This is a genomic window from Cellulosimicrobium sp. So1_17 (assembly GCF_055181235.1).
The window spans coordinates 729,609-749,502 of the sequence record NZ_CM143702.1 but is presented as its reverse complement, the minus strand read 5'-3'; the positions used below and the strand labels follow the sequence as shown (position 1 = coordinate 749,502).

At 75.4% G+C, this 19,894-nt stretch carries 18 protein-coding genes; 12 read left to right on the top strand and 6 right to left on the bottom strand.

Annotated elements, in window-relative coordinates; all coding sequences use genetic code 11:
• Window positions 1-101 precede the first annotated feature (101 nt).
• The 4 genes from ACZCLJ_RS03300 (at window position 102) to ACZCLJ_RS03285 (ending at window position 4,194) form a co-directional block, all read left to right on the top strand.
• Window positions 102-680, top strand: a complete 579-nt coding sequence (locus tag ACZCLJ_RS03300) for a Dps family protein (protein WP_251151001.1) — start codon at window positions 102-104, stop codon at window positions 678-680.
• 162 nt (window positions 681-842) lie between these two features.
• Entirely contained in the window at window positions 843-1,325 is a 483-nt protein-coding gene (locus ACZCLJ_RS03295) for a VOC family protein (RefSeq protein WP_251151002.1), read from the top strand.
• 745 nt (window positions 1,326-2,070) lie between these two features.
• Complete coding sequence (gene argG / locus ACZCLJ_RS03290; RefSeq protein ID WP_251151003.1) at window positions 2,071-3,516, top strand: argininosuccinate synthase; 1,446 nt, start codon at window positions 2,071-2,073, stop codon at window positions 3,514-3,516.
• A gap of 15 nt (window positions 3,517-3,531) precedes the next feature.
• Window positions 3,532-4,194: an IMPACT family protein gene (locus ACZCLJ_RS03285; protein WP_251151004.1), complete on the top strand. Its 663-nt coding sequence runs from the start codon at window positions 3,532-3,534 to the stop codon at window positions 4,192-4,194.
• 116 nt (window positions 4,195-4,310) lie between these two features.
• Here ACZCLJ_RS03285 and ACZCLJ_RS03280 read toward each other — a convergent pair whose 3' ends face one another.
• Window positions 4,311-5,747 carry a UTP--glucose-1-phosphate uridylyltransferase gene (locus ACZCLJ_RS03280; protein WP_463105462.1) on the bottom strand — a complete coding sequence of 479 codons (1,437 nt, stop codon included), beginning with the start codon at window positions 5,745-5,747 and terminating at the stop codon, window positions 4,311-4,313.
• A gap of 79 nt (window positions 5,748-5,826) precedes the next feature.
• Between ACZCLJ_RS03280 and ACZCLJ_RS03275 the strand changes: the two genes are divergently transcribed.
• Window positions 5,827-7,374 carry a lipase maturation factor family protein gene (locus ACZCLJ_RS03275; RefSeq protein WP_463105461.1) on the top strand — a complete coding sequence of 516 codons (1,548 nt, stop codon included), beginning with the start codon at window positions 5,827-5,829 and terminating at the stop codon, window positions 7,372-7,374.
• A 6-nt stretch (window positions 7,375-7,380) separates the two neighbouring features.
• Here ACZCLJ_RS03275 and ACZCLJ_RS03270 read toward each other — a convergent pair whose 3' ends face one another.
• Window positions 7,381-8,001, bottom strand: a complete 621-nt coding sequence (locus tag ACZCLJ_RS03270) for an L-threonylcarbamoyladenylate synthase (RefSeq protein WP_251151007.1) — start codon at window positions 7,999-8,001, stop codon at window positions 7,381-7,383.
• A 10-nt stretch (window positions 8,002-8,011) separates the two neighbouring features.
• Window positions 8,012-9,031: a threonine ammonia-lyase gene (locus ACZCLJ_RS03265; RefSeq protein ID WP_463105460.1), complete on the bottom strand. Its 1,020-nt coding sequence runs from the start codon at window positions 9,029-9,031 to the stop codon at window positions 8,012-8,014.
• Between the two features lie 139 nt (window positions 9,032-9,170).
• Between ACZCLJ_RS03265 and ACZCLJ_RS03260 the strand changes: the two genes are divergently transcribed.
• The gene (locus tag ACZCLJ_RS03260) at window positions 9,171-10,160 is read left to right on the top strand and encodes a LysR family transcriptional regulator (RefSeq protein ID WP_463105459.1); all 990 of its coding nucleotides are present in this window, start codon (window positions 9,171-9,173) and stop codon (window positions 10,158-10,160) included.
• A 62-nt stretch (window positions 10,161-10,222) separates the two neighbouring features.
• On the opposite strand, the gene ACZCLJ_RS03255 is transcribed toward ACZCLJ_RS03260, so the two are convergent.
• From ACZCLJ_RS03255 to ACZCLJ_RS03245, 3 genes are all read right to left on the bottom strand, one after another.
• A complete protein-coding gene (locus ACZCLJ_RS03255) occupies window positions 10,223-12,124 on the bottom strand; it encodes an ABC transporter ATP-binding protein (RefSeq protein WP_463105458.1) in 1,902 nt (633 codons plus the stop codon).
• Window positions 12,121-13,875, bottom strand: a complete 1,755-nt coding sequence (locus tag ACZCLJ_RS03250; RefSeq protein ID WP_463106343.1) for an ABC transporter ATP-binding protein — start codon at window positions 13,873-13,875, stop codon at window positions 12,121-12,123. Before ACZCLJ_RS03250 ends, ACZCLJ_RS03255 begins: the two co-directional genes overlap by 4 nt.
• Before the next feature lie 399 nt (window positions 13,876-14,274).
• Window positions 14,275-15,162: a UbiA family prenyltransferase gene (locus ACZCLJ_RS03245; RefSeq protein ID WP_463105457.1), complete on the bottom strand. Its 888-nt coding sequence runs from the start codon at window positions 15,160-15,162 to the stop codon at window positions 14,275-14,277.
• Window positions 15,163-15,268: 106 nt separating this feature from the next.
• Between ACZCLJ_RS03245 and ACZCLJ_RS03240 the strand changes: the two genes are divergently transcribed.
• From ACZCLJ_RS03240 to ACZCLJ_RS03215, 6 genes are all read left to right on the top strand, one after another.
• A complete protein-coding gene (locus tag ACZCLJ_RS03240) occupies window positions 15,269-16,435 on the top strand; it encodes a type III polyketide synthase (protein ID WP_463105456.1) in 1,167 nt (388 codons plus the stop codon).
• Complete coding sequence (locus ACZCLJ_RS03235) at window positions 16,432-16,983, top strand: isoprenylcysteine carboxyl methyltransferase family protein (RefSeq protein ID WP_251151013.1); 552 nt, start codon at window positions 16,432-16,434, stop codon at window positions 16,981-16,983. Before ACZCLJ_RS03240 ends, ACZCLJ_RS03235 begins: the two co-directional genes overlap by 4 nt.
• Entirely contained in the window at window positions 16,980-18,140 is a 1,161-nt protein-coding gene (locus ACZCLJ_RS03230; RefSeq protein ID WP_463105455.1) for an NAD(P)/FAD-dependent oxidoreductase, read from the top strand. Before ACZCLJ_RS03235 ends, ACZCLJ_RS03230 begins: the two co-directional genes overlap by 4 nt.
• Before the next feature lie 44 nt (window positions 18,141-18,184).
• The gene (locus ACZCLJ_RS03225) at window positions 18,185-19,072 is read left to right on the top strand and encodes an SDR family oxidoreductase (protein WP_463105454.1); all 888 of its coding nucleotides are present in this window, start codon (window positions 18,185-18,187) and stop codon (window positions 19,070-19,072) included.
• A gap of 115 nt (window positions 19,073-19,187) precedes the next feature.
• Window positions 19,188-19,442, top strand: coding sequence for a DUF6480 family protein (locus ACZCLJ_RS03220; protein WP_251151016.1), 255 nt, complete (start codon window positions 19,188-19,190; stop codon window positions 19,440-19,442).
• Window positions 19,443-19,504: 62 nt separating this feature from the next.
• Window positions 19,505-19,867 (top strand): ACT domain-containing protein, encoded by a 363-nt coding sequence (locus ACZCLJ_RS03215; RefSeq protein WP_463105453.1) that lies wholly within the window; start codon window positions 19,505-19,507, stop codon window positions 19,865-19,867.
• The last annotated feature ends 27 nt before the right edge of the window (window positions 19,868-19,894 follow it).

The window sequence follows — 19,894 nt, the reverse complement described above, 5'->3', positions numbered from 1 at the left end:
GACCTGCGTGCCGCGCAGGACCGGACCAGGATGGAGCCGACGGAGCCGTCCGCCCGTCCGCCGCCTCCGGCGGCGTGCGCACCGACACGAGGAGGCGCCACATGGCTGCTCGTCCCGACCTGCCGAAGTACACCGTCCCGTCGCTCACGCCCGAGGAGGGAGCGAAGGCCGCCGCGATCCTGCAGCAGCGACTGCACGCGCTGAACGACCTCCAGCTCACGCTCAAGCACATCCACTGGAACGTCGTGGGCCCGCACTTCATCGCCGTCCACGAGATGATCGACCCCCAGGTGGACGCCGTCCGCGCCATGGTCGACGCGATCGCGGAGCGCATCGCCACGCTCGGCGTCTCGCCGCAGGGAACCCCCGGGTCGCTGGTCGCTGCCCGGACGTGGGACGACTACTCCCTCGGCCGGGACTCGACGATCGCGCACCTCGGTGCCCTCGACGAGGTGTACGTGGGCGTCATCACCGAGCACCGTGAGGCCGCGACCGCGACCGAGGGCATCGACGACGTGACCAACGACCTGCTCATCGGTCACCTCCACGAGCTCGAGCTGTTCCACTGGTTCGTGCGGGCGCACCTCGAGTCGACCGGCGGGGCTCTCTCCACCGCCGGCGCCGACAGCGAGAAGGGCGCCGCTGCGCAGGCTGCGGACGGTGCGGTCGGCGAGCCCTGACCCGCCTCTCCCACGAAGGGCGCGTCTCCCCCGTCGGGAGGCGCGCCCTTCGCGTGCGCCATGCTCTTTCGGCGCTCTGTGGTGAGGTCTGTCGGGTGGCGAGTAACGAGTAGGGCGCGCTTGGCACACTATTTATATCGACAAACGGACTACGGTGATCGCATGCCGCCTACAGAACCCCCCGTCCGCCAGCTGCGCCTCGTCGTCGAGGCCGAGGACTACGACGCTGCCCTCACGTTCTACCGCGACGTGCTGGGTCTCCCCGAGCGTGTGGCCTATGCCGACGGTGACGACGAGCGGGTCGCCATCCTCGACGTGGGGCACGCGACGCTCGAGATCGCGAACCCCGCGCACAAGCGGGCGATCGACGACCTCGAGGTGGGCCGACAGGTCGCCGGGCACCTCCGCGTCGCGTTCGAGGTGGACGACGCCGCGGCCGCCACCGAGCGCCTCGTCGGCGCCGGCGCGCAGCTCGTCGCTCCCCCGACCCGCACGCCGTGGAACTCGCTCAACTCACGGCTCGACGCCCCCGCCGGTCTCCACGTCACGCTCTTCCAGGAGCTCGGCGGCGAGGAGGGCGTCCCGCCCGGCGTCCGCACCGAGACCCGGGCCGACGAGGATCCCGTCCGGCCCGACGGGCCCTGACGCCTCGACCCAGGCGCGGCGCACCTGCTCGAACCGCGTCGGCAGAGGGGCCCGCACACCGCCGTACCGGGCGTTCGTCCGGTGCACGAATCGGCGCCACGAGAGCACGAGACCCTGCTTCGTGATCGGCAGGCCGCTCGAGATCGTCACGCCGTTGTCGTGCGTGTGGTGCACGGTGAGCAGCAGCGCGCGGGGCACCGAGCCCTCGAGCTCGGCGGCGAGCTCGGCGCGCACCGCCATCCACCGGCGCAGCACCACGACGACGCTCGCGCTGAGCACGTGCTCGCGGACCGTGCGGTGCTTGCCGTGCGTGAGCACGACCCTCCCCTCCCCCGCTCGCGGCCCCGCCGGCCCGAGGTCGATCGCGTCGGCGGTGCAGCGCAGCAGGTCCGAGTAGCGCGCGCCGGTCGCCCGGGTCAGGCCCGTGATGACCGCGAGGCGCACGGTCTCGGGCTTCGCCGCCTCGACCATCGCCTCCGTCGCGAGGAGACGCCACACCCACTCCGCCTCCGCGAGCGAGACGGTCGGGCGCGGATACCGGCCCACCGGCGGGCCGAGAGGTGATCCCCCGGCTCGAGGCTCGGCGTCGGTCGCTGCGCGAGGTGCCATGGTGGGGAGGATACGCGCTTGGCACACTTTTATCTGTACGACGCGCGCGAGCCCCAGCGGAGGCTGTCGCGCGCCACCTCGAGCCGACTCCGCCGCTTCTTTGCATACCTATGCGAGATGGCGCATACTCTTCTCCATGTCCAAGGTCCTCACCTCCCTGCCCGTCGGCGAGCGCGTCGGCATCGCGTTCTCCGGTGGTCTCGACACGTCCGTCGCCGTCGCCTGGATGCGCGACAAGGGCGCCGTGCCCTGCACCTACACCGCCGACATCGGCCAGTACGACGAGCCGGACATCGCCTCCGTCCCGAGCCGCGCCACGGCCTACGGCGCCGAGGTGGCGCGACTGGTCGACTGCCGCGCGGCGCTGGTCGAGGAAGGACTCGCCGCGCTCGCGTGCGGCGCGTTCCACGTCCGCTCGGGCGGGCGCTCGTACTTCAACACCACTCCCCTGGGCCGCGCCGTCACCGGGACGCTCCTCGTCCGCGCCATGCGCGAGGACGACGTGCAGATCTGGGGCGACGGGTCGACGTTCAAGGGCAACGACATCGAGCGGTTCTACCGCTACGGACTCCTCGCGAACCCGCACCTGCGCATCTACAAGCCGTGGCTCGACGCCGACTTCGTCACCGAGCTCGGCGGGCGCACGGAGATGTCGCAGTGGCTGCTCGCGCACGGGCTCCCCTACCGCGACAGCACCGAGAAGGCCTACTCGACCGACGCCAACATCTGGGGCGCGACCCACGAGGCGAAGACGCTGGAGCACCTCGACACCGGCGTCGAGACCGTCGAGCCGATCATGGGCGTGCGCTTCTGGGACCCCGAGGTCGAGATCGCCACGGAGGACGTGACGATCGGCTTCCACGAGGGTCGTCCCGTGTCGATCGACGGTCAGGAGTTCGCCTCGCCCGTCGACCTGGTGATGGCGGCGAACGCGGTCGGTGGCCGGCACGGCCTCGGCATGTCGGACCAGATCGAGAACCGGATCATCGAGGCGAAGAGCCGCGGCATCTACGAGGCCCCGGGCATGGCGCTGCTGCACGCCGCCTACGAGCGCCTCGTCAACGCGATCCACAACGAGGACACGCTCGCCCAGTACCACAACGAGGGCCGGCGGCTCGGTCGCCTCATGTACGAGGGCCGCTGGCTCGACCCGCAGGCGCTCATGATCCGCGAGTCCCTGCAGCGCTGGGTCAGCACCGCCGTCACGGGCGAGGTCACGCTCCGGCTGCGCCGCGGCGAGGACTACTCGGTGATGGACACGTCCGGGCCTGCGTTCAGCTACCACCCGGACAAGCTCTCCATGGAGCGCACCGAGGACTCGGCGTTCGGCCCGATGGACCGCATCGGCCAGCTCACCATGCGCAACCTCGACATCGCCGACTCGCGCGCCAAGCTCGAGCAGTACGCCGTCCTCGGCATCGTCGGCAGCGCGCACGCCACGCTCGTCGGCGCCGACCAGGGGCAGACCGCGCTCATCGGCGCGATGGCCGAGGGCGGCGCCGAGGTCATCGCGTCGCGTGGCACGGTGGACGCCGACGACGAGCTGCTCGATCGCGCCGCGATGGAGAGCGGCACCGACTGACCGTAGGGTCGGCGGGTGGGGACGAGCACGGGCGCCGACGAGCTGCCGGGCACGATCGCCCGCCCGGTCGACCACGAGCTGGTCGTCAAGAGGTCGCGGTTCCTCACCCACCTCGCGCCGGTGGCGGACGTCGCGGCGGCTGACGCCGTGGTCGCGCGCGTGCGCAAGGAGCACTGGGACGCGCGTCACCACTGCGTGGCGCTCGTCGTCGGCCCGCACGCGGACCAGCAGCGTTCCACCGACGACGGCGAGCCCTCCGGCACCGCGGGCGTCCCCATGCTCGAGGTGCTGCGGCACCGCGCGCTCACGGACGTCGTCGCGGTGGTCACGCGGTACTTCGGCGGCGTGCTGCTCGGTGCGGGCGGGCTCGTGCGCGCCTACTCGTCCGCGGTGAGCGAGGCCCTGGACGTCGCGCGCGTCGTCCGTCGCGCCGTGCGCACGGTCGTCACCGTCGACGTCCCCCACGCCGACGCAGGTCGTCTGCACGGCGTGCTGCACGACTGGGCGGGCACGCACGACGCCGTCCTCGCGGGGGTCGCGTACGAGGAGGTCGCGCGCTTCACGGTGCTCGTCGCGCCCGCCGACCTCGCCCGGTTCGACGCCGACCTCGCGGCCGCCTCGGCCGGCGGGCTCCGTGCGCGCCGCGGCGAGGACCGCGTCGTCGACCTGGACCGCTGAACCCTCGTGTCAGGGCGACGGGTCACGCGGGTGACGTGTCGCCCTGACACGGGCGCGCAGCGCACGACGTGTCAGGGCGTCAGCACGCCCGAGTGATCTCTCGCCCTGACAACCCGTCAGTCGCTCACGCCGTCCGGGCCCACGACGGCGCCGTCGGGTACGCGCGCGGCGCCGCCCTCGTCGTCGAGCCGGGCGTCGTCCACGACGGTCACTCCCCCACCGAACGACCAGTCGCCGCGGACGGTGAGCGACCGGGCTCCCCGCAACGACGGCGTGCCGTCGTCGAAGCGCGCGTCGAACCCCGCGATGGTCTTGTAGTGCGCCGGGTCGAGGTCGACGAGCGGTGCGTCGGCCCGCGCGACGAAGCGGTACGCGTCGTCGAGCTCGTAGACGTCGGAGCGCAGCACGAGGAGGTCGTTCGTCGTCTTGACCGGGAGGAACCGGTCCCGGCCGACCTCGATCGCCACCGCGCCGTCGAACACCTCGACCGCCGCGCCCATCGCCGACTCGACCTGGATCACCTCGGGCGACGACGGGTCCGTCGGGTCGACCGTCTTCGTGTTCCGGATGAGCGGCAGCTCGAGCACCCCGCCGGTCCGCTCGAGCTCGGCCGCGAGCGCCTCGAGGTCGAACCAGAGGTTGTTGGTGTTGAAGTAGCGGTGGCGCGTGATGTCGGCGGCGGCGTCCGCGTCGGCGTCGGGTGTCTGGGCGGTCTCGCGCAGGACGATGCGGCCGTCGGCGCGGCGCACGACGAGGTGGCCGCCCTTGCGGTCCGCGGGCGTGCGGCGGGCGACCTCGGCGGCGAAGGGGGCGCCGGACGCGGCGAACCAGCCGGCCATGGCGGCGTCCGGCGCTGCGCCGAGGTTGTCGGAGTTGGAGACGCTGGCGTACCGGTAGCCGGCGTCCAGGAGCGCGCGGAGGGCTCCTGACGCGTAGAGGGCGGTGTAGAGGTCGCCGTGACCGGGCGGGCACCACTCGAGCCCGGGGTCGGCGGGCCAGTCGACGGGGGTGAGGTCGGTGGCGAGGAGCTTGGGCTCGCGGTTCTGGAGGAAGTCGAGCGGGAGGCCCTCGACGGCGAGGTCGTCGTGGGGGGCGAGCGCGTCGAGGGTGTCGGCCTGGGTGCGGAAGCTGTTCATGAGCAGGAGCGGGAGGGTGGCGCCGGTGGCGTGCCGGGCGGCGCGGACCTGGGCGACGATGACGTCGAGGAACGTCAGCGGGTCGGCGTCGGCGCCGCGGTGCGGGTCGGCGTCGCGCACCGTGAGGAGGGACTTGGCGCGGTCCATGCCCATGGAGGTGCCGAGGCCGCCGTTGAGCTTGATGATCGCGGTGCGCCCGAGGGCGGTGCGGGCGTCGTCGGCGGGGACGTCGAGGGCGTCGCGGTGGGCGACGTCGGTGAGGGGCTCGACGTCGGCCTCGGAGATCATCCCGGTCTCCCCGGACTCGAGGAGGCGGTAGAAGCGGGTGAAGACGTCGATGGCGGCGGTGGCGACGCCTGCCTCGCGCATGCGCCGCTGTGACTGCTCGAGACCGGGGGCGTCCGTCTGGCTGCTCATGTCCCGATGCTAGGGGCGGGTGCGCGGTGCGGGCTCGGGCGGGCGGGTGAGACGCGGGTCACATGTCTACGGTGGGCTGATGGACGACGCCTCGGTGGCCGGAGCGGCCGAGTGGCTGGGCTCGTGGTTCTGGGCGGGTGGGTACGACGTCGCGCGCGAGGTGTTGCAGCGCGGCACGGCGGCGGTGCTCGTGGTGGCGTTCTGGGCGGTGGTGCGCCAGTGGCGGCCGCTGCTGGGGGTGCGGGGACTGACGCCGGCGGTGCGGGTGCTCGACCGGACGCGGTGGCGGGACGGCCCGAGCGTGCTGAGGTGGCGCTGCACCGACGGGTTCGTCGTGGGGCTCGGGTGGGGTGGTGCGTCGCTCGCGGCGCTGCTCGTGGCCGGGGTGCCGCAGCTCGGGCCGTGGTGGGTCACGACCCTCGCGTTCCTCGTGCTGTGGGTCGTCTACCTGTCGGTCGTGAACGCCGGGGGGCGGTTCTACGGGTTCGGGTGGGAGTCGCTGCTGTGCGAGGTGACGTTCCTCGTCGCGTGGCTGGGTTCGTCGGGCGGGGGCGTGGCCCCTCCCGTGCTGGTGATCCTGCTGGCGCGGTGGTGCCTGTTCCGCGTGGAGCTCGGCGCAGGGCTGATCAAGATCCGCGGGGACCGGGCGTGGCGGGACCTGACGGCGCTGGACTACCACCACGAGACCCAACCGCTGCCCGGACCGTTCTCCTGGCACGCCCACCACCTGCCGCGGTGGTGGCACCGGGTCGAGGTGGCGGGCAACCACGTGACACAGCTCGTGGTCCCGTTCCTGTTCTTCGCGCCGCAGCCGGTGGCGTCCTGGGCGGGCGCCGCGGTGGTCCTCACGCAGCTGTGGCTCGTGGTGACGGGCAACTTCGCGTGGCTGAACTGGTTGACGGTGGTGCTCGGGCTGTCGCTCGTGAGCGACGGGTCGTGGGCGGCCGTGGGCGGCTTGCTCGGCCTCGCCGGCTCGGCACCGTCCGCGGCTGCCGCCGTCGTCCCCGACGGCGCGGGCGGCCTCGGCGGTCCGGTCGCCCTGGTCGTGGTGGTCGTCGCGGTGAGCGCGCTGCTGGTCGCGCTGAGCTACCGCCCGGCTCGCAACCTCGTGGCGCGCCGCCAGCTGATGAACGCGAGCTTCGACCCGCTGCGGCTGGTCAACGCCTACGGCGCGTTCGGGTCGGTGACGCGACGCCGGGACGAGGTCGTGGTCGAGGGCTCGACCGCGCGCTCCCCCGGGCCGGACGACTGGGTGGAGTACGCGTTCCGCGGCAAGCCGGGCGACGTGCGCCGTCGTCCGCCGCAGGTCGCGCCGTACCACCTGCGGCTCGACTGGCAGATGTGGTTCCTCGCGCTGGGCTCGCCGGAGGTGCGGTGGTTCGAGGTGCTGCTCCTACGGCTCCTCGAGGCCGATCCCGCGACGCTGCGCCTGCTGCGCGCGGACCCTGACGCCGGTCCCGCCGGGCCTGCGCCGCGGTGGGTCCGTGCGCGGCTCTTCCGGTACCGGTTCTCGACGCGCGACGAGCGCCGGCGCACGGGCGCGTGGTGGGTGCGGCACGAGCTCGCGGTCCTCGTCGACCCGGTGGACCTCGCCCGGATGCGACGTCTCCTCGGCCCGGCGGCCTGAGCAGCCCTACTCGAAGCGCGACGGGTCGCCCGCACCGACGCGCACGACCTCGGGCACGCCGTCGGACACGTCGACGACCGTGGTGGGCGCGCTGCCGCGCTCGCCGCCGTCGACCACGGCGTCGATCACGTGGTCGAGCTCCTCCTTGATCGCCCACCCGTCGGTGAGCGCCTCCTCCGAGCCCGGGAGGATGAGAGAGCTCGACAGGATGGGCTCGCCCAGCGCGGCGACGATCGCCTGGGCCACGGTGTCGTCCGGGATGCGCACGCCGACGGTCCGCTTCTTCGGGTGCGCGAGGCGGCGCGGCACCTCGGACGTCGCGCGCATGATGAACGTGTACGGGCCCGGGGTCGCCGCCTTGATCGCGCGGAACGCCGAGTTGTCGACCATGACGAAGTGCCCGAGCTGGGCGAAGTCCGCGCACACGAGCGTGAAGTGGTGCTTGTCGCCGAGGTGGCGGATGCGGCGGATGCGCTCCGTGCCCTCGCGGTCGTCCATGCGGCACCCGAGCGCGTAGCCGGAGTCGGTCGGGTAGGCGACGAGCCCGCCGTCGCCGAGCAGCGCGACGACCTGCGCGATCACGCGGGGCTGCGGGTTGTCGGGGTGCACGTCGAGGTAGCGGGCCATGCGACCGAGCCTAGGCCGGGACCGTCGCGAGCACACGGCGCAGCTCGGCCGGGCTCGCGTTGCCGCCGGTGCACACGACGCCCACGCGGCGTCCGGCGAACCGGCCGGGGTCCGCGAGCACCGCGGCGAGCCCGGCCGCTCCCGCGGTCTCGGCCACGGTGCGCGCACCGGTGAGGAAGAGACCGGCCGCGCGGTCGAGCGCGTCGTCGTCGACGAGCACGAAGTCGTCGAGGTGGGCGCGCAGGATCTCCTGCGTCAGGGCGAACCCGCACCCGGTCGCGAGGCCCTCGGCGCGGCTGGCGTTCTGCGCCGTCCGCAGCGCGCCCGACCGCCACGAGTCGTGCGCCGCCGGCGACGCGGACGACTGGACCGCCACCACCTCGAGGTCGGGAGCGACCGCGCGGGCGACGAGGCACGCGGCCGCCGCGCCACTGCCCCCGCCCACCGGGACGACGACCGCGTCGAGGTCCGGCGCCTGCTCGAGCAGCTCGAGGTACGCCGTCGCGACCCCGGCGACGAGCAGCGGCTCGTTCGCGGCGCTGACCAGTCGCGCGCCGGTCTCGCCGGCGAGCGCCGTGGCGTGCTCGCGCGCGTCGTCGAACGTGGCGCCGTGCAGGACGAGCCCGGCGCCGAGGGCGCGCACCGCGTGGGCCTTGACCGGGTTCGGGTCCGTGGGCATGACGATCGTGCAGGGCGTGCCGGTGGACCGCGCGGCGAAGGCGACCGCCTGCGCATGGTTGCCCGTGGAGAACGCGACGACACCGCGGGCGCGCTCCTCAGGGGTGGTGCGCAGGAGGAGGTTGAGGGCTCCGCGGACCTTGAACGCCCCGGTGGGCTGGAGGTTCTCGTGCTTGACGACGACACGCGCGCCGGTCGCGGTGTCGAGGGGCTCGTAGGTCCGCACGGGCGTGGGCTCGAGGTGGGCGCCGAGCGTGCGCCGCGCGTCGAGGACGTCGCCCACCGTGGGCGGGACGAGAGCCGGGAGCGCGGGGTCCGGCGACATGGGCGGCGTGGCGGGGGTGGCGGTCATGGTTCCACGGTGGCCCGGCGCGACGCATAGGTCCAATGCCGGACTTCGCTGCACCCATCGATGTCGTCGATGGGTCGGTCTACGCTCGTGCGGTGGGCGGGACGGCGCACGACGGGTACGAGGAGACGGGGGTCGTGACATGGACCTGACGAGGCTGCGCGTGCTGGCGGCGGTGGCGCGCGAGGGGTCGGTGACCGGTGCTGCGCGCGTGCTGCACTACGCGCAGCCGTCGGTGAGCCACCACCTGGCGCGCCTCGAGGCGGAGGTCGGGGTGCCGCTCGTGGAGCGCGTCGGGCGGGGCATCCGGCTGACGGACGCGGGCCGCCTGCTGGCGGCGCGCGCCGAGGAGATCCTGGGCCGGGTCGGCGCGGCGCGCGAGGAGGTCGAGGCGCTCGCCGGGCTCGCCGCCGGGCGCGTGCGGCTCGCGGCGTTCCCGTCGGCGCTCGCGACGCTCGTGCCCGACGTCGTCGCGCGCCTCGCCGTCGACCACCCCGGTCTGGTCGTGGGTCTGGTGGAGGCGGAGCCGCCCGAGGCGCTGGCGGCGCTGCGGCGCGGCGCGGTGGACGTGGCGCTGGTGTTCGAGCACGACCGCTCGCCCGCGGACCTGGACGGGCTGGTGCCGGTGCCGGTGCTCGAGGAGGAGCTGTCGGTCGTGACGTCCGGGGTGGCGCCGGGCGCTGCGGGCAGCGTCGCGCCACGGGGCGACGTCGCGGGTGCGGGTGTCGCGCGTGACGACCCGACGGTCCCGTCCGACCTGGCGCGGTTCGCGGACGTGCCCTGGATCGCCGGCTGCGAGCGGTGCCGGGCCGACCTCGTGGGCCGCTGCGAGCGGGCGGGCTTCACGCCGCGGATCGCGTTCGAGACCGACGACTACGTCGCGGTCCAGTCGCTCGTCGCGGCGGGCGTGGGGGTCTCGGTGCTCCCGGAGCTGGCGCTGCGCGCCCACCGGGACCCGCGCGTCGTGACGCACGCGCTCCCCGGCGCGGCGCGGCGCGTGCTGGCGGTCACGTACGGGGACCGCCCACCGCCGGGGGCGCGCGCCGTCGTCGACGGCCTCGTGGCCGCGTCGGCGCCCCGACGACCGCGGGACCGCACCCCGTCGAGCACGGGGTCGTCCACCGGGTCCTGAGGAGTGCGGTGTGCGACCCCGTGCTCGGCGGTCGGACGAGCGGTGGTCAGAGGAGCGGCGGTTCAGACGAGCGAGGCCCGCCACGCGGCGTCGAGCGCGGCGAAGCGTCCGCCCTGCGTCGCGACGAGCTCGGCGGGCGTCCCGTCCTCGACGACGCGGCCGTCGGCCATGACCAGGACGCGGTCGGCGATCGCGACCGTCGACAGGCGGTGGGCGATGATGATCGCCGTCCGGTCGGCGAGCAGGGTGCGCAGGCCCTCCTGGACGAGCCGCTCCCCCGGCAGGTCGAGGGAGCTCGTCGCCTCGTCGAGCACGAGGACGGCCGGGTCGGCGAGGAAGGCGCGCGCGAACGACAGGAGCTGGCGCTGCCCGGCGGACACGCGTCCGCCGCGCTTGTTCACGTCGGTGTCGTAGCCGTCGGGCAGGCGCAGGACGAACTCGTGCGCACCCACCGCGCGCGCGGCGGCCTCGATCTCGGCCTGGGTCGCGTCCGGACGCCCGAGCGCGATGTTCTCGCGCACCGACCCGCTGAACAGGTACGCCTCCTGCGTGACCATGACGACGGCGCGCCGCAGGTCGCGCGAGGACAGGTCGCGCACGTCGACGCCGTCGAGCCGCACCGCCCCGTCGGTGGCGTCGTAGAAGCGGGTCACGAGCTTCGCGAGGGTCGACTTGCCGGCACCCGTGGTCCCCACGAGCGCGACGGTCTGGCCCGCCGGGATCGTCAGGTCGAGGTCCGGCAGGACGGTCCGCCCGGCCCCGTAGCCGAACCGCACGTGCTCCAGACGCAGCTCGCCGCGCGCGGCCGGGAGCGGCACCGGGTGGCGGGGCTCGGCGACGGTCGGCTCCTCCTCGAGCAGACCCGAGATCTTCTCGAGCGCCGCCGACGCCGACTGGAACGAGTTGTAGAACATCCCGAGCTGTTGGATCGGGCCGAAGAACCGCTTCGTGTACAGCAGGACCGCGGCCAGCACGCCGACGTCCATCGCGCCGTCGAGCACGCGCCACCCGCCCACCGCGAGCGCCACGACGACCGTCACGTTGCCGATGACGACGAGCCCGGGGTCGTAGCGGCCGTTGAGCCCGAACGACCGGGCGTTGGCCGCGCGGTAGTCCTCGGCGAGCTCGGCGTAGGCGCGCTGGTCGGCGGCCTCGCGCCGGAACGCCTGGACGGCGCGGATCCCGGTCATGGTCTCCACGAAGTGCACGATGAGGCGCGCGGACGCGACGCGCGAGGCGCGGTAGAACCGCTGCGAGCGCTTCTGGAACCACCGCGTGAGCAGCGCGGCGGGCACGACGGCGACCGCGAGGACGAGGCCGCTGAGGGGGTCGAGCAGGAAGAGCCCGATCGCGGTGAAGGCCATGAACAGGACGCTCGACACGACACCGGTCAGGCCGCCGTCCAGCAGCTCGCGGAGCGCCTCGAGGTCGGACGTCTGGCGGGAGATGATCCGCCCGGACGTGTAGGACTCGTGGAACTCGAGGGACAGGCGCTGCGTCTGGCGGAACACGCGGCGGCGCAGGTCGAGCAGGACGGCCTGCGCGATGCGGGCGGCGGCCCGCACGTAGGCGCCGATCGCGAACCCGGCGGCGATCGCGGCGAGGACGTACACCGCGCCCACGACGACGAGCGGGGCGACGTCGCCGTCACGCAGCGCCGGGAGCGCGCGGTCGATGCCGACGGCGATGAGCGCGGGACCGGCGACCTGGCCGGCGGTGGCGACGACGACGAGGACGGCGGCGCCGGCGAGCGCTCCGCGGCGCGCGCGGAGCAGGTCCGCGAGGAGCGCGCGCGAGCGAGCGCTCACGGCGCGGCTGCGCGCCCGGTCGAGCTGGGAGTCCTCCTCGCCCGCGACGCCGCGCGGTGACGGTGTCGTGGCGGCCGCCGACCCGTCCGGGCCCGCCGGGGCGGCCGCCTCGGCACGCGTGGAGGCGTCGTGCCTGGTGCCGCGGCGCGCGCTCATGCGTCCTCCGTCCGTCCGGCGCCGGGTTCGTGCTCGTCGTCGTGGTCGCCGATGCCGTGCGCGGCGGCGTCGGACTCGAGGCTCGAGATGACGTGCCGGTAGTGCGGGTCGTGGGCGAGCAGGTCGGCGTGCGTGCCGACCGCGGTGATGCGCCCGCCCTGGAGCACGGCGACGCGGTCGGCGAGCGCCACGGTCGACGGGCGGTGCGCGACGACGAGGGTCGTGGTGCCCGCGAGGACCGTCCGCAGCCGTGTCTCGATGGCCTCCTCGGTGGCGACGTCGAGCGCCGAGAGGGGGTCGTCGAGGACGAGGACCCGCGGCCGGGCGGCGATGGCGCGCGCGAGCGCGAGGCGCTGGCGCTGGCCGCCGGACAGGCTCAGCCCCTCCTCCCCGATCGTCGTGCCGACGCCGTCGGGCAGGTCGTGCACGAACCCGGCCTGCGCGACGTCGAGCGCCTCGGCGAGCAGCGCGTCGCGCGCCGCGTCGTCGAGGTCGTCCGGCGCGCCGAGGAGCACGTTCTCGCGCACGGAGGCGGAGAACAGCGTCGAGTCCTCGAACGCGACGGCGACGTGGGTGCGCAGCGTCGTGCGGGTCAGGTCGCGCACGTCGACGTCGTCGAGGCGCACGGACCCCTCCGAGACGTCGTACAGGCGCGGGACGAGCATCGCGAGGGTGCTCTTGCCCGAGCCGGTGAGCCCGACGAGCGCGGTCGTCGTCCCGGCCGGGAGGTCGAGGTCGACGTCGCGCAGGACGGGCTCGGCGGCGTCGTCGTACCGGAACGTCACGCCGCGCAGCGCGACGTCGCCGCGCGGGTCGCGCAGGTCGACCGGCGCGTCCGGGTCGGTGAGGTCGTTCGCGGTGTCGAGGACCTCGAAGTACCGGTCGACGGCGGTGCGGGCGTTCAGGGTCATCGACAGCGTCATGCCGAGGTCGACGACGGGCGTGTTGACGACGGCGGCGGTCGCGAAGAACGCGACGAGCGCGCCGACGCTGATCTGCCCGTCCGCTGCCTGGAGCACGCCGACGACGAGCGCGACGCCGAGCGTCAGCTCCGGGATCGCGGTGAGCGCCGCGGTGACGGTCGACTGCGTGGACGCCTTGGCCATCTCGGTGCGCCGCAGCCGGTCGGCCTGGTCGGTGAACGCGTCGAGAGCGTCCCGCCCGCGGCCGAACGCCTTGAGGACACGGATGCCGTGCACCGACTCCTCGACCGTGGTGGCGAGGTCGCCGGACTGGTCCTGGGACAGGCGCGAGATCGCGCGGTACCGGCGCGAGAAGCGGAACGCGAGGATCGTCACGGGGACGGCGCCCGCGAGGTACACGAGCCCGAGCACCCCGCCGGTCACGATGAGGATCGTGACCCCGACGAGGATCGTGGTCGCCGAGACCACGAGGGTCGGCATGCCGAAGACCAGCCACCGGCGCAGGAGCCCGAGGTCGCTCATCGACCGCGACAGGAGCTGCCCGCCCGCCCACCGGTCGTGGAACGCGACGGGCAGGTCCTGCAGGTGCCGGTACAGGGCCACGCGCATGCGCGCCTCGACGTGCGTGCCGGGCAGCATGACGAAGCTGCGCCGCGCGAGGATGAACGCGGCCTCCAGCAGGCCCAGGCCGGCCACGAGCGCGACCGCACCCGCGAGGGCGCCCGTGTCGTGCTCGCGCGCCCCGGCGGCGAGCGGCCCGTTGACGACATGCTCGAGAACCCGCGGGATCGCGAGCGCCGCGAGGCTCGCGCCGAGCGCGGAGAGCATCCCGCCCACGAGCCGCGGCAGCGCCGGGCGGACGAACGGGTACAGGCGCCGCAGCGACGCGACCGTCGACGCCCGACGGTCGGCCGCGAGAACGCGGCGCGTCGGCCCTGGTGCAGGTCCGGTGCCGGGTCCGGCGACGTCGTGGAGACCGCGAGCCGACGTGGCGGAGGTCTGGGCGGCGGTGGGGCTGGACGGTGCGGGCACGGGTCGGCAGCGACCTCTCGGAGCGCGGGGAAGGGATTCCCCACATCCTGCCACCGCCCGCCGACACCCCCGCCGGGGCGCCGACGCCGTCTCGGCTGCCGGACACACCGACCGGTTCGGCGTGCGCCGACCGCGTGCGGGCGTCGCCGCGCCTTGCTCAGCGCGCGACCGCGTGCGGGCGTCGCCGCGCCGTGCTCAGCGCGCGACCGCGACCTCCGGCGCCGCCAGGACGAGCAGCACGACGCACGCCGCCGCGACCGCCATCGAGAGGGCGAACGGTGCCCGGGACGACGGCCGCACGGCACCGACCACGCCCGCCGTGACCGCAGCGACGAGCGCGAGACCGCCCCCCGCCCACGCCGCGACGCCCGGCGGACCGGACGGCGCGAGGACCACGACGGCGACCGCCGCCCCCAGCAGGACGGGCGCGAGCACGCTCGCGGCGCGCCGACCGAGCCGGTGCGGCAGGCCGCGCACGCCCGTGGCGGCGTCGTCCTCGAGGTCCGGCAGCGTGTTCGCGACGTGCGCCCCCGTGCCGAGCAGCGCCGCGGCCGCGAGCGCCCAGGGCGCGGGAACGGCGTCGCCGGGCGCCGCGAGGACGACGAACACCGCGAGGAGCGCGAACGAGACCGCGTAGGGCACCCAGGACCAGGCCGTCGCCTTGAGGCCCGCGTTGTACGCCCATGCGCCGCCGACCGCGACGAGGTGCACGAGCCCGGGCACGAGCCCGGTGGCGAGGGAGAGGACGACGCAGGCCGCGAGGGCGGCGAGCGCGGCGGCGCGCAGCCCGGCGGGCGTGACGAGCCCCGCGACGACGGGCTTGCCGACGCGGCCCACCGCGAGGTCGCGGGGCGCGTCGATCCAGTCGTTCGACCATCCGACGGAGAGCTGCCCGCAGAGCACGGCGGCGGTGACGAGCGCCGTCGTCCCCGGGCCCGAGCCGATGCCGAGCGACAGCGCGCACGCGAGCGCGGTGACGAGCGCGGCGGGAGCGGCGTGCGCGGCGACGACGAGACCGCGCAGCGAGACCGCCCGCACGGCGGCGCCCGTGCGGGCGCCGCCCGGCCCGGTCGGGTGCGCCATGCGGGAACGCTAGCAGCGGGCGGTCCGACCCGACCCCTCGGGCCCGGTGCCCGCACCGGACCGCGCTCGCCGCGCGAACCCGTGGCCCCGGTGGGACGATGCGGACATGTCGCGCGTCGCCGCGGTATGGACCGCGCTGCCGGACCGCCGCCACACCCAGTCCGAGATCTCCGACGTCATCGCCCCGCTCCTGACGGACGACCCCGTCCGCGCGGCGGCGGCGCGGCGCCTGCACGCCCACGCGGGCGTCGACACCCGGCACCTCGCGCTGCCGCTCGACGCGTACGCGGGTCTGCGCACGTTCGGGGCCTCGAACGACGCGTTCCTCGACGTCGCCACGGACCTGGCGGCAGAGGCCGCGGCCCGTGCGCTCGAGGAGGCGGGGCTCGGAGCCCACGAGGTCGACCACGTGGTCGTCACGTCGGTCACGGGGATCGGCGCACCCTCGGTGGACGTGCTCGTCGCCGAGCGCCTGGGACTGCGCAGCGACGTGCGCCGCACGCCGTCCTTCGGGTGGGGGTGCGCGGGCGGGGCGGCGGGTCTCGCGCGCACGGACGACATCCTGCGCGGGCGCCCGCGCGACGTCGCGCTCCTGATCGCCGTCGAGCTGTGCTCGCTGACGCTGCAGCACGGCGACGACTCCACCGCGAACCTCGCGGCCTCCGGCCTGTTCGGCGACGGCGCGGCGGCGGTCGTGCTCGTCGGCGACGAGCACCGGCTCGCGCGTCCGCGGTTCGCCGCCGGGTACGCGGGCCGGCAGACGGACGCGCACCGCACCGCCCGCGTCCTCGACTCCCGCTCGACGCTGCACGCCGGCACGACCGGCGACCTCGGGTGGCGCGTGCGCGACACCGGGTTCCAGGTCGTGCTGTCCGCGCGCCTGCCCGAGCTCGTCGGGGCCCACCTCCTCGGGGACGTCAAGGCGCTGCTCGTCGAGCACGACCTGGAGCCCTCGCAGGTGCCGACGTGGATCGTGCACGCCGGCGGGCCCCGCATCCTCGACGCGGTGCGCGACACGCTCGGCCTCGACGAGCAGGACCTGCGCCACAGCCGGGCGAGCCTGCGCGAGGCCGGCAACCTGTCGTCCGCGTCGGTGCTGCACGTGCTCGACGCGACGCTCGCGGCCTCCACCGCGCCGGCGGGCTCCCCCGCCGTCCTCGTCGCGTTCGGCCCCGGAGTGAGCACCGAGCTCGTGCTCCTGCGCCTGGACGGCCCGCCGCGTTCGGGACCGGTGCGGGCACGCGCCGCCGGGACGGGCCGGAGCTCCGCGTGAGCCTCGCCTGGTACGTCGCGCTCGTCGGCGCCACGGCCCTGGAGCGGCTCGCGGAGCTGGTCGTCTCGGCCCGCAACGCCCGCTGGTCGTTCGCGCGCGGCGGCTTCGAGACCGGCCGCGGCCACTTTCCCGCGATGGTCGCGCTGCACACCGGCCTCCTCGTCGCGTGCGTCGCCGAGGCGTGGCTCGCCGACCGGCCGTTCCTGCCGTGGCTCGGGTGGCCCATGCTCGCTCTCGTCCTCGCGAGCCAGGGTCTGCGCTGGTGGTGCATCGCGACCCTCGGCCCGCGGTGGAACACGCGCGTCGTCGTCGTCCCGGGCCTGCCCCTCGTCGACAAGGGCCCCTACCGATGGCTGCGGCACCCCAACTACGTCGCCGTCGTGGTCGAGGGCTTCGCGCTCCCGCTCGTGCACACGTCCTGGGTCACCGCCCTCGTCTTCACGGTGCTCAACGCGGTCCTCCTCGCGCGGTTCCGCATCCCGGCCGAGGAGCGCGCCCTCGGCCTGCTGCCGCAGGCGCCCGCAGGGCCCGGCCCGGCCCGGTCGTGACCGAGCGCGTCGACGTCCTCGTCGTCGGCGGCGGCCCCGTCGGCCTCGCGGCCGCGGTGCACGCCCGCCGTGCCGGGCTGGGCGTCCTCGTCGTGGACCGCCGCGGAGCCGTCCTGGACGGCACGCTCGACAAGGCGTGCGGAGAGGGGCTGCTGCCGGGCGCGCTCGCCGCCGTGCGGGCGCTGGACGTCGACCCGGCAGGGCATCCCCTCGCCGGCATCAGCTACCGGACGCTCGACCGCCGTGGGTCCGTGCGCCACGCCGACCACCCGTTCGCCGCCGGACCGGGGCGCGGCGTACGGCGCACGACCCTGCACGCCGCGCTGCACGCACGGGCCGTCGCGCTCGGCGCGCAGGTCCGCCACGCGACCGTGCGGGACCTGAGCCAGGACGACGACGGCGTCGACGTCACCCTCGCCGGACCCGGCCCCGGGTCGGGCGCCCTGGACGGGCCCGAGCAGCTCCGCGCCCGGTACGTCCTCGGGTGCGACGGCCTGCACTCGACGGTGCGCCGGCTCGCGGGCCTCGAGGGTGCGCCCTACCGGTTCGCCGCCTCCCGCTACGGCCTGCGGACGCACTACCGCGTCGCGCCCTGGACCGATCTCGTCGAGGTGCACTGGTCCGCCCGCACCGAGGCGTACGTCACGCCGGTCGCCCCCGACGTCGTCGGGGTCGCCGTCCTCGGGCCCCGCGCCACCGGCAGCGCGCACGGCGCGCGCAGCCCGCTCGGCTCGGGCGACCGCACCGCGCCGGACGGCGCCGACGCCCACGACCGGCTGGAGGCCTTCCCCGAGCTCGCCGCGCGGCTCGGGGACGCCCCGGTCGTGGGCCGGGTGCTCGGCGCCGGCCCCCTGCGCCGTCGGGCGCGACGCCGGACGGCCGGACGGGTGCGCCTCGTCGGCGACGCGTCCGGCTACGTCGACGCGCTGACCGGGGAGGGCGTGCGGGTGGGTCTCGCGCAGGCGGAGGTCGCCGTACGCCACCTGGACGACGCCGACGCCTACGAGCGGGCCTGGGTGCGCGCCACGCGCGACTACCGCGTGCTGACCACCGGTCTGCTCGCGTGGGCCGCGAGCCCGGCGCGCGGCGCGATCGTCCCCGCCGCGAGCGCCGCGCCCTGGCTGTACGCCGCGGTCGTGGAGCGTCTCGCCCGCTGAGCCCACGGGGTGCGTGCGACCGGACCCGCTCCCAGGCTGGACGGATGACGTCGCCCGACCTGGACCCCCGCACGTCCGACCCGCGCACCGACTCGCGCAGCGACTCGCGCAGCGATCCGGGCGGCGACCCGGGCACCGGTCGCGAGCGGCCCGTCGCCCTCGTGACCGGCTCGGAGTCCGGGATCGGCCGCGCGACCGCCGTCGCGCTCGCCGAGGCGGGGTTCGACCTCGCCCTCACCTGGTACGCCGAGGAGCACGACCCGCAGCGCACGGAGCGCGAGGTGCGCGACGCCGGGGCGCGGGCCGTCCTGCGCCGGCTCGACGTCACGGACCTGGACGGGATCGCCCCCGCGGTCGACGAGATCGTGGGCGAGACCGGTCGCCTCGACGCGCTCGTCAACGTCGCGGGGACGGGCACGTCGACGCTGCTCCTCGACCTCGACCTCGCGACGTGGCACCGCGTGATCCGCACCGACCTCGACGGCCCGTTCGTCCTCCTGCAGGTGGCCGCACGGCACATGATCGCGGGGGGTCGCGGCGGGCGGGTCGTCAACGTCACGAGCGTCCACGAGCGCGCGCCGCGCGTCGGCGCGGCGCCCTACTGCGCGGCGAAGGGCGGGCTCGGGCTGCTCACGCAGGTCGCCGCCCTCGAGCTCGCCGAGCACGGCATCACCGTGAACGCCGTGGCCCCTGGCGAGATCGCGACGCCGATGACCGGGCAGGAGGACGAGGACCCGCACGCCACGCACCGGCCCGGCGTGCCGCTCGGCCGCCCCGGCGACGCGCGCGAGGTCGCCGCTGTCGTCGCGTTCCTGTGCGGGCCGTCGGCGTCGTACGTCACCGGGGCGTCGTGGGCCGTCGACGGCGGGATGCTCACCATGGGCCCGATGGCCGGCTCGCACCTGGAGTCCGACGACTGGCGCCGCCCCTGACCCGCCGCGAGCCGTCGCACGACGGCCCGGCCCGACCGACCCGGCCCGGCGACGCCGGCCGCCGCACCCGGCGCGACATGACACGAACCGCACCGACTCCCCGAGGAGACCACCCATGACGCACAGCACCCCGGCCGACCCCGACCCCACGGACTCGACCGGCCGCTCCCCCGCCGCGGACTTCTCCGCGAGCGGTGACGTGCAGCCCGGCGAGACCCCGCCCGCCGAGGACCAGGTGAGCGCACCGCAGGGTCACGAGGAGCACGGGCCGCACCGCGCGGTGCCGTGGGTCTGGATCGGCGTGATCGGCGGTGTCGCCGTGCTGACCGCGCTGTTCTTCGTCGGCTACGCCGCGGGTCTGCTCGACTGACGGGCCCTCGGTCGTCGCGGCCGTCCCCGGCGCGCGTGGGCGACGGCCGCTATCGTCCCGGCGTGCCCACCCTGCGACTGCGCGTGCTGCCCGACCGGTTCGTCCTCGCCCACGACCCCGGGGCGACGTTCCCCGAGGACGACGAGTGGGTCGCCCTCGTGCGCGCACCCGAAGGGTTGACGGTGCTGCGGCACGCGTCCCCCTGGGGCGGCGACGGCGAGCGCTGGGCCGGGTTCTACGCCGAGCCGCACGGGCTCGACGTGCCGGGCGTGCTCGCGTCCCTCGTCGGCCCGCTGGCCGACGCGTCGGTCCCGGTGTTCGTGGCCTCGACCTTCCACGCGGACCTCGTGCTCGTGCCGCAGGACCGCCTCGAGGGGGCCGTCGACGCGCTGCGTGACGCCGGGCACGCCGTCGCGGTGCCGTGACGCCGACCGCCCGTCGTCACCGCTCCA

Bases quoted from the DNA above. Each gene is read 5' to 3' on its own strand.
- argG (WP_251151003.1), top strand. From the start codon at position 2,071: ATGTCCAAGGTCCTCACCTCCCTGCCCGTCGGCGAGCGCGTCGGCATC.
- ACZCLJ_RS03240 (WP_463105456.1), top strand. From the start codon at position 15,269: ATGTCGCGCGTCGCCGCGGTATGGACCGCGCTGCCGGACCGCCGCCAC.
- ACZCLJ_RS03300 (WP_251151001.1), top strand. From the start codon at position 102: ATGGCTGCTCGTCCCGACCTGCCGAAGTACACCGTCCCGTCGCTCACG.
- ACZCLJ_RS03225 (WP_463105454.1), top strand. From the start codon at position 18,185: ATGACGTCGCCCGACCTGGACCCCCGCACGTCCGACCCGCGCACCGAC.
- ACZCLJ_RS03275 (WP_463105461.1), top strand. From the start codon at position 5,827: ATGGACGACGCCTCGGTGGCCGGAGCGGCCGAGTGGCTGGGCTCGTGG.
- ACZCLJ_RS03250 (WP_463106343.1), bottom strand. From the start codon at position 13,875: ATGCTCTCCGCGCTCGGCGCGAGCCTCGCGGCGCTCGCGATCCCGCGG.
- ACZCLJ_RS03220 (WP_251151016.1), top strand. From the start codon at position 19,188: ATGACGCACAGCACCCCGGCCGACCCCGACCCCACGGACTCGACCGGC.
- ACZCLJ_RS03265 (WP_463105460.1), bottom strand. From the start codon at position 9,031: ATGACCGCCACCCCCGCCACGCCGCCCATGTCGCCGGACCCCGCGCTC.
- ACZCLJ_RS03280 (WP_463105462.1), bottom strand. From the start codon at position 5,747: ATGAGCAGCCAGACGGACGCCCCCGGTCTCGAGCAGTCACAGCGGCGC.
- ACZCLJ_RS03270 (WP_251151007.1), bottom strand. From the start codon at position 8,001: ATGGCCCGCTACCTCGACGTGCACCCCGACAACCCGCAGCCCCGCGTG.
- ACZCLJ_RS03295 (WP_251151002.1), top strand. From the start codon at position 843: ATGCCGCCTACAGAACCCCCCGTCCGCCAGCTGCGCCTCGTCGTCGAG.
- ACZCLJ_RS03245 (WP_463105457.1), bottom strand. From the start codon at position 15,162: ATGGCGCACCCGACCGGGCCGGGCGGCGCCCGCACGGGCGCCGCCGTG.
- ACZCLJ_RS03260 (WP_463105459.1), top strand. From the start codon at position 9,171: ATGGACCTGACGAGGCTGCGCGTGCTGGCGGCGGTGGCGCGCGAGGGG.
- ACZCLJ_RS03255 (WP_463105458.1), bottom strand. From the start codon at position 12,124: ATGAGCGCGCGCCGCGGCACCAGGCACGACGCCTCCACGCGTGCCGAG.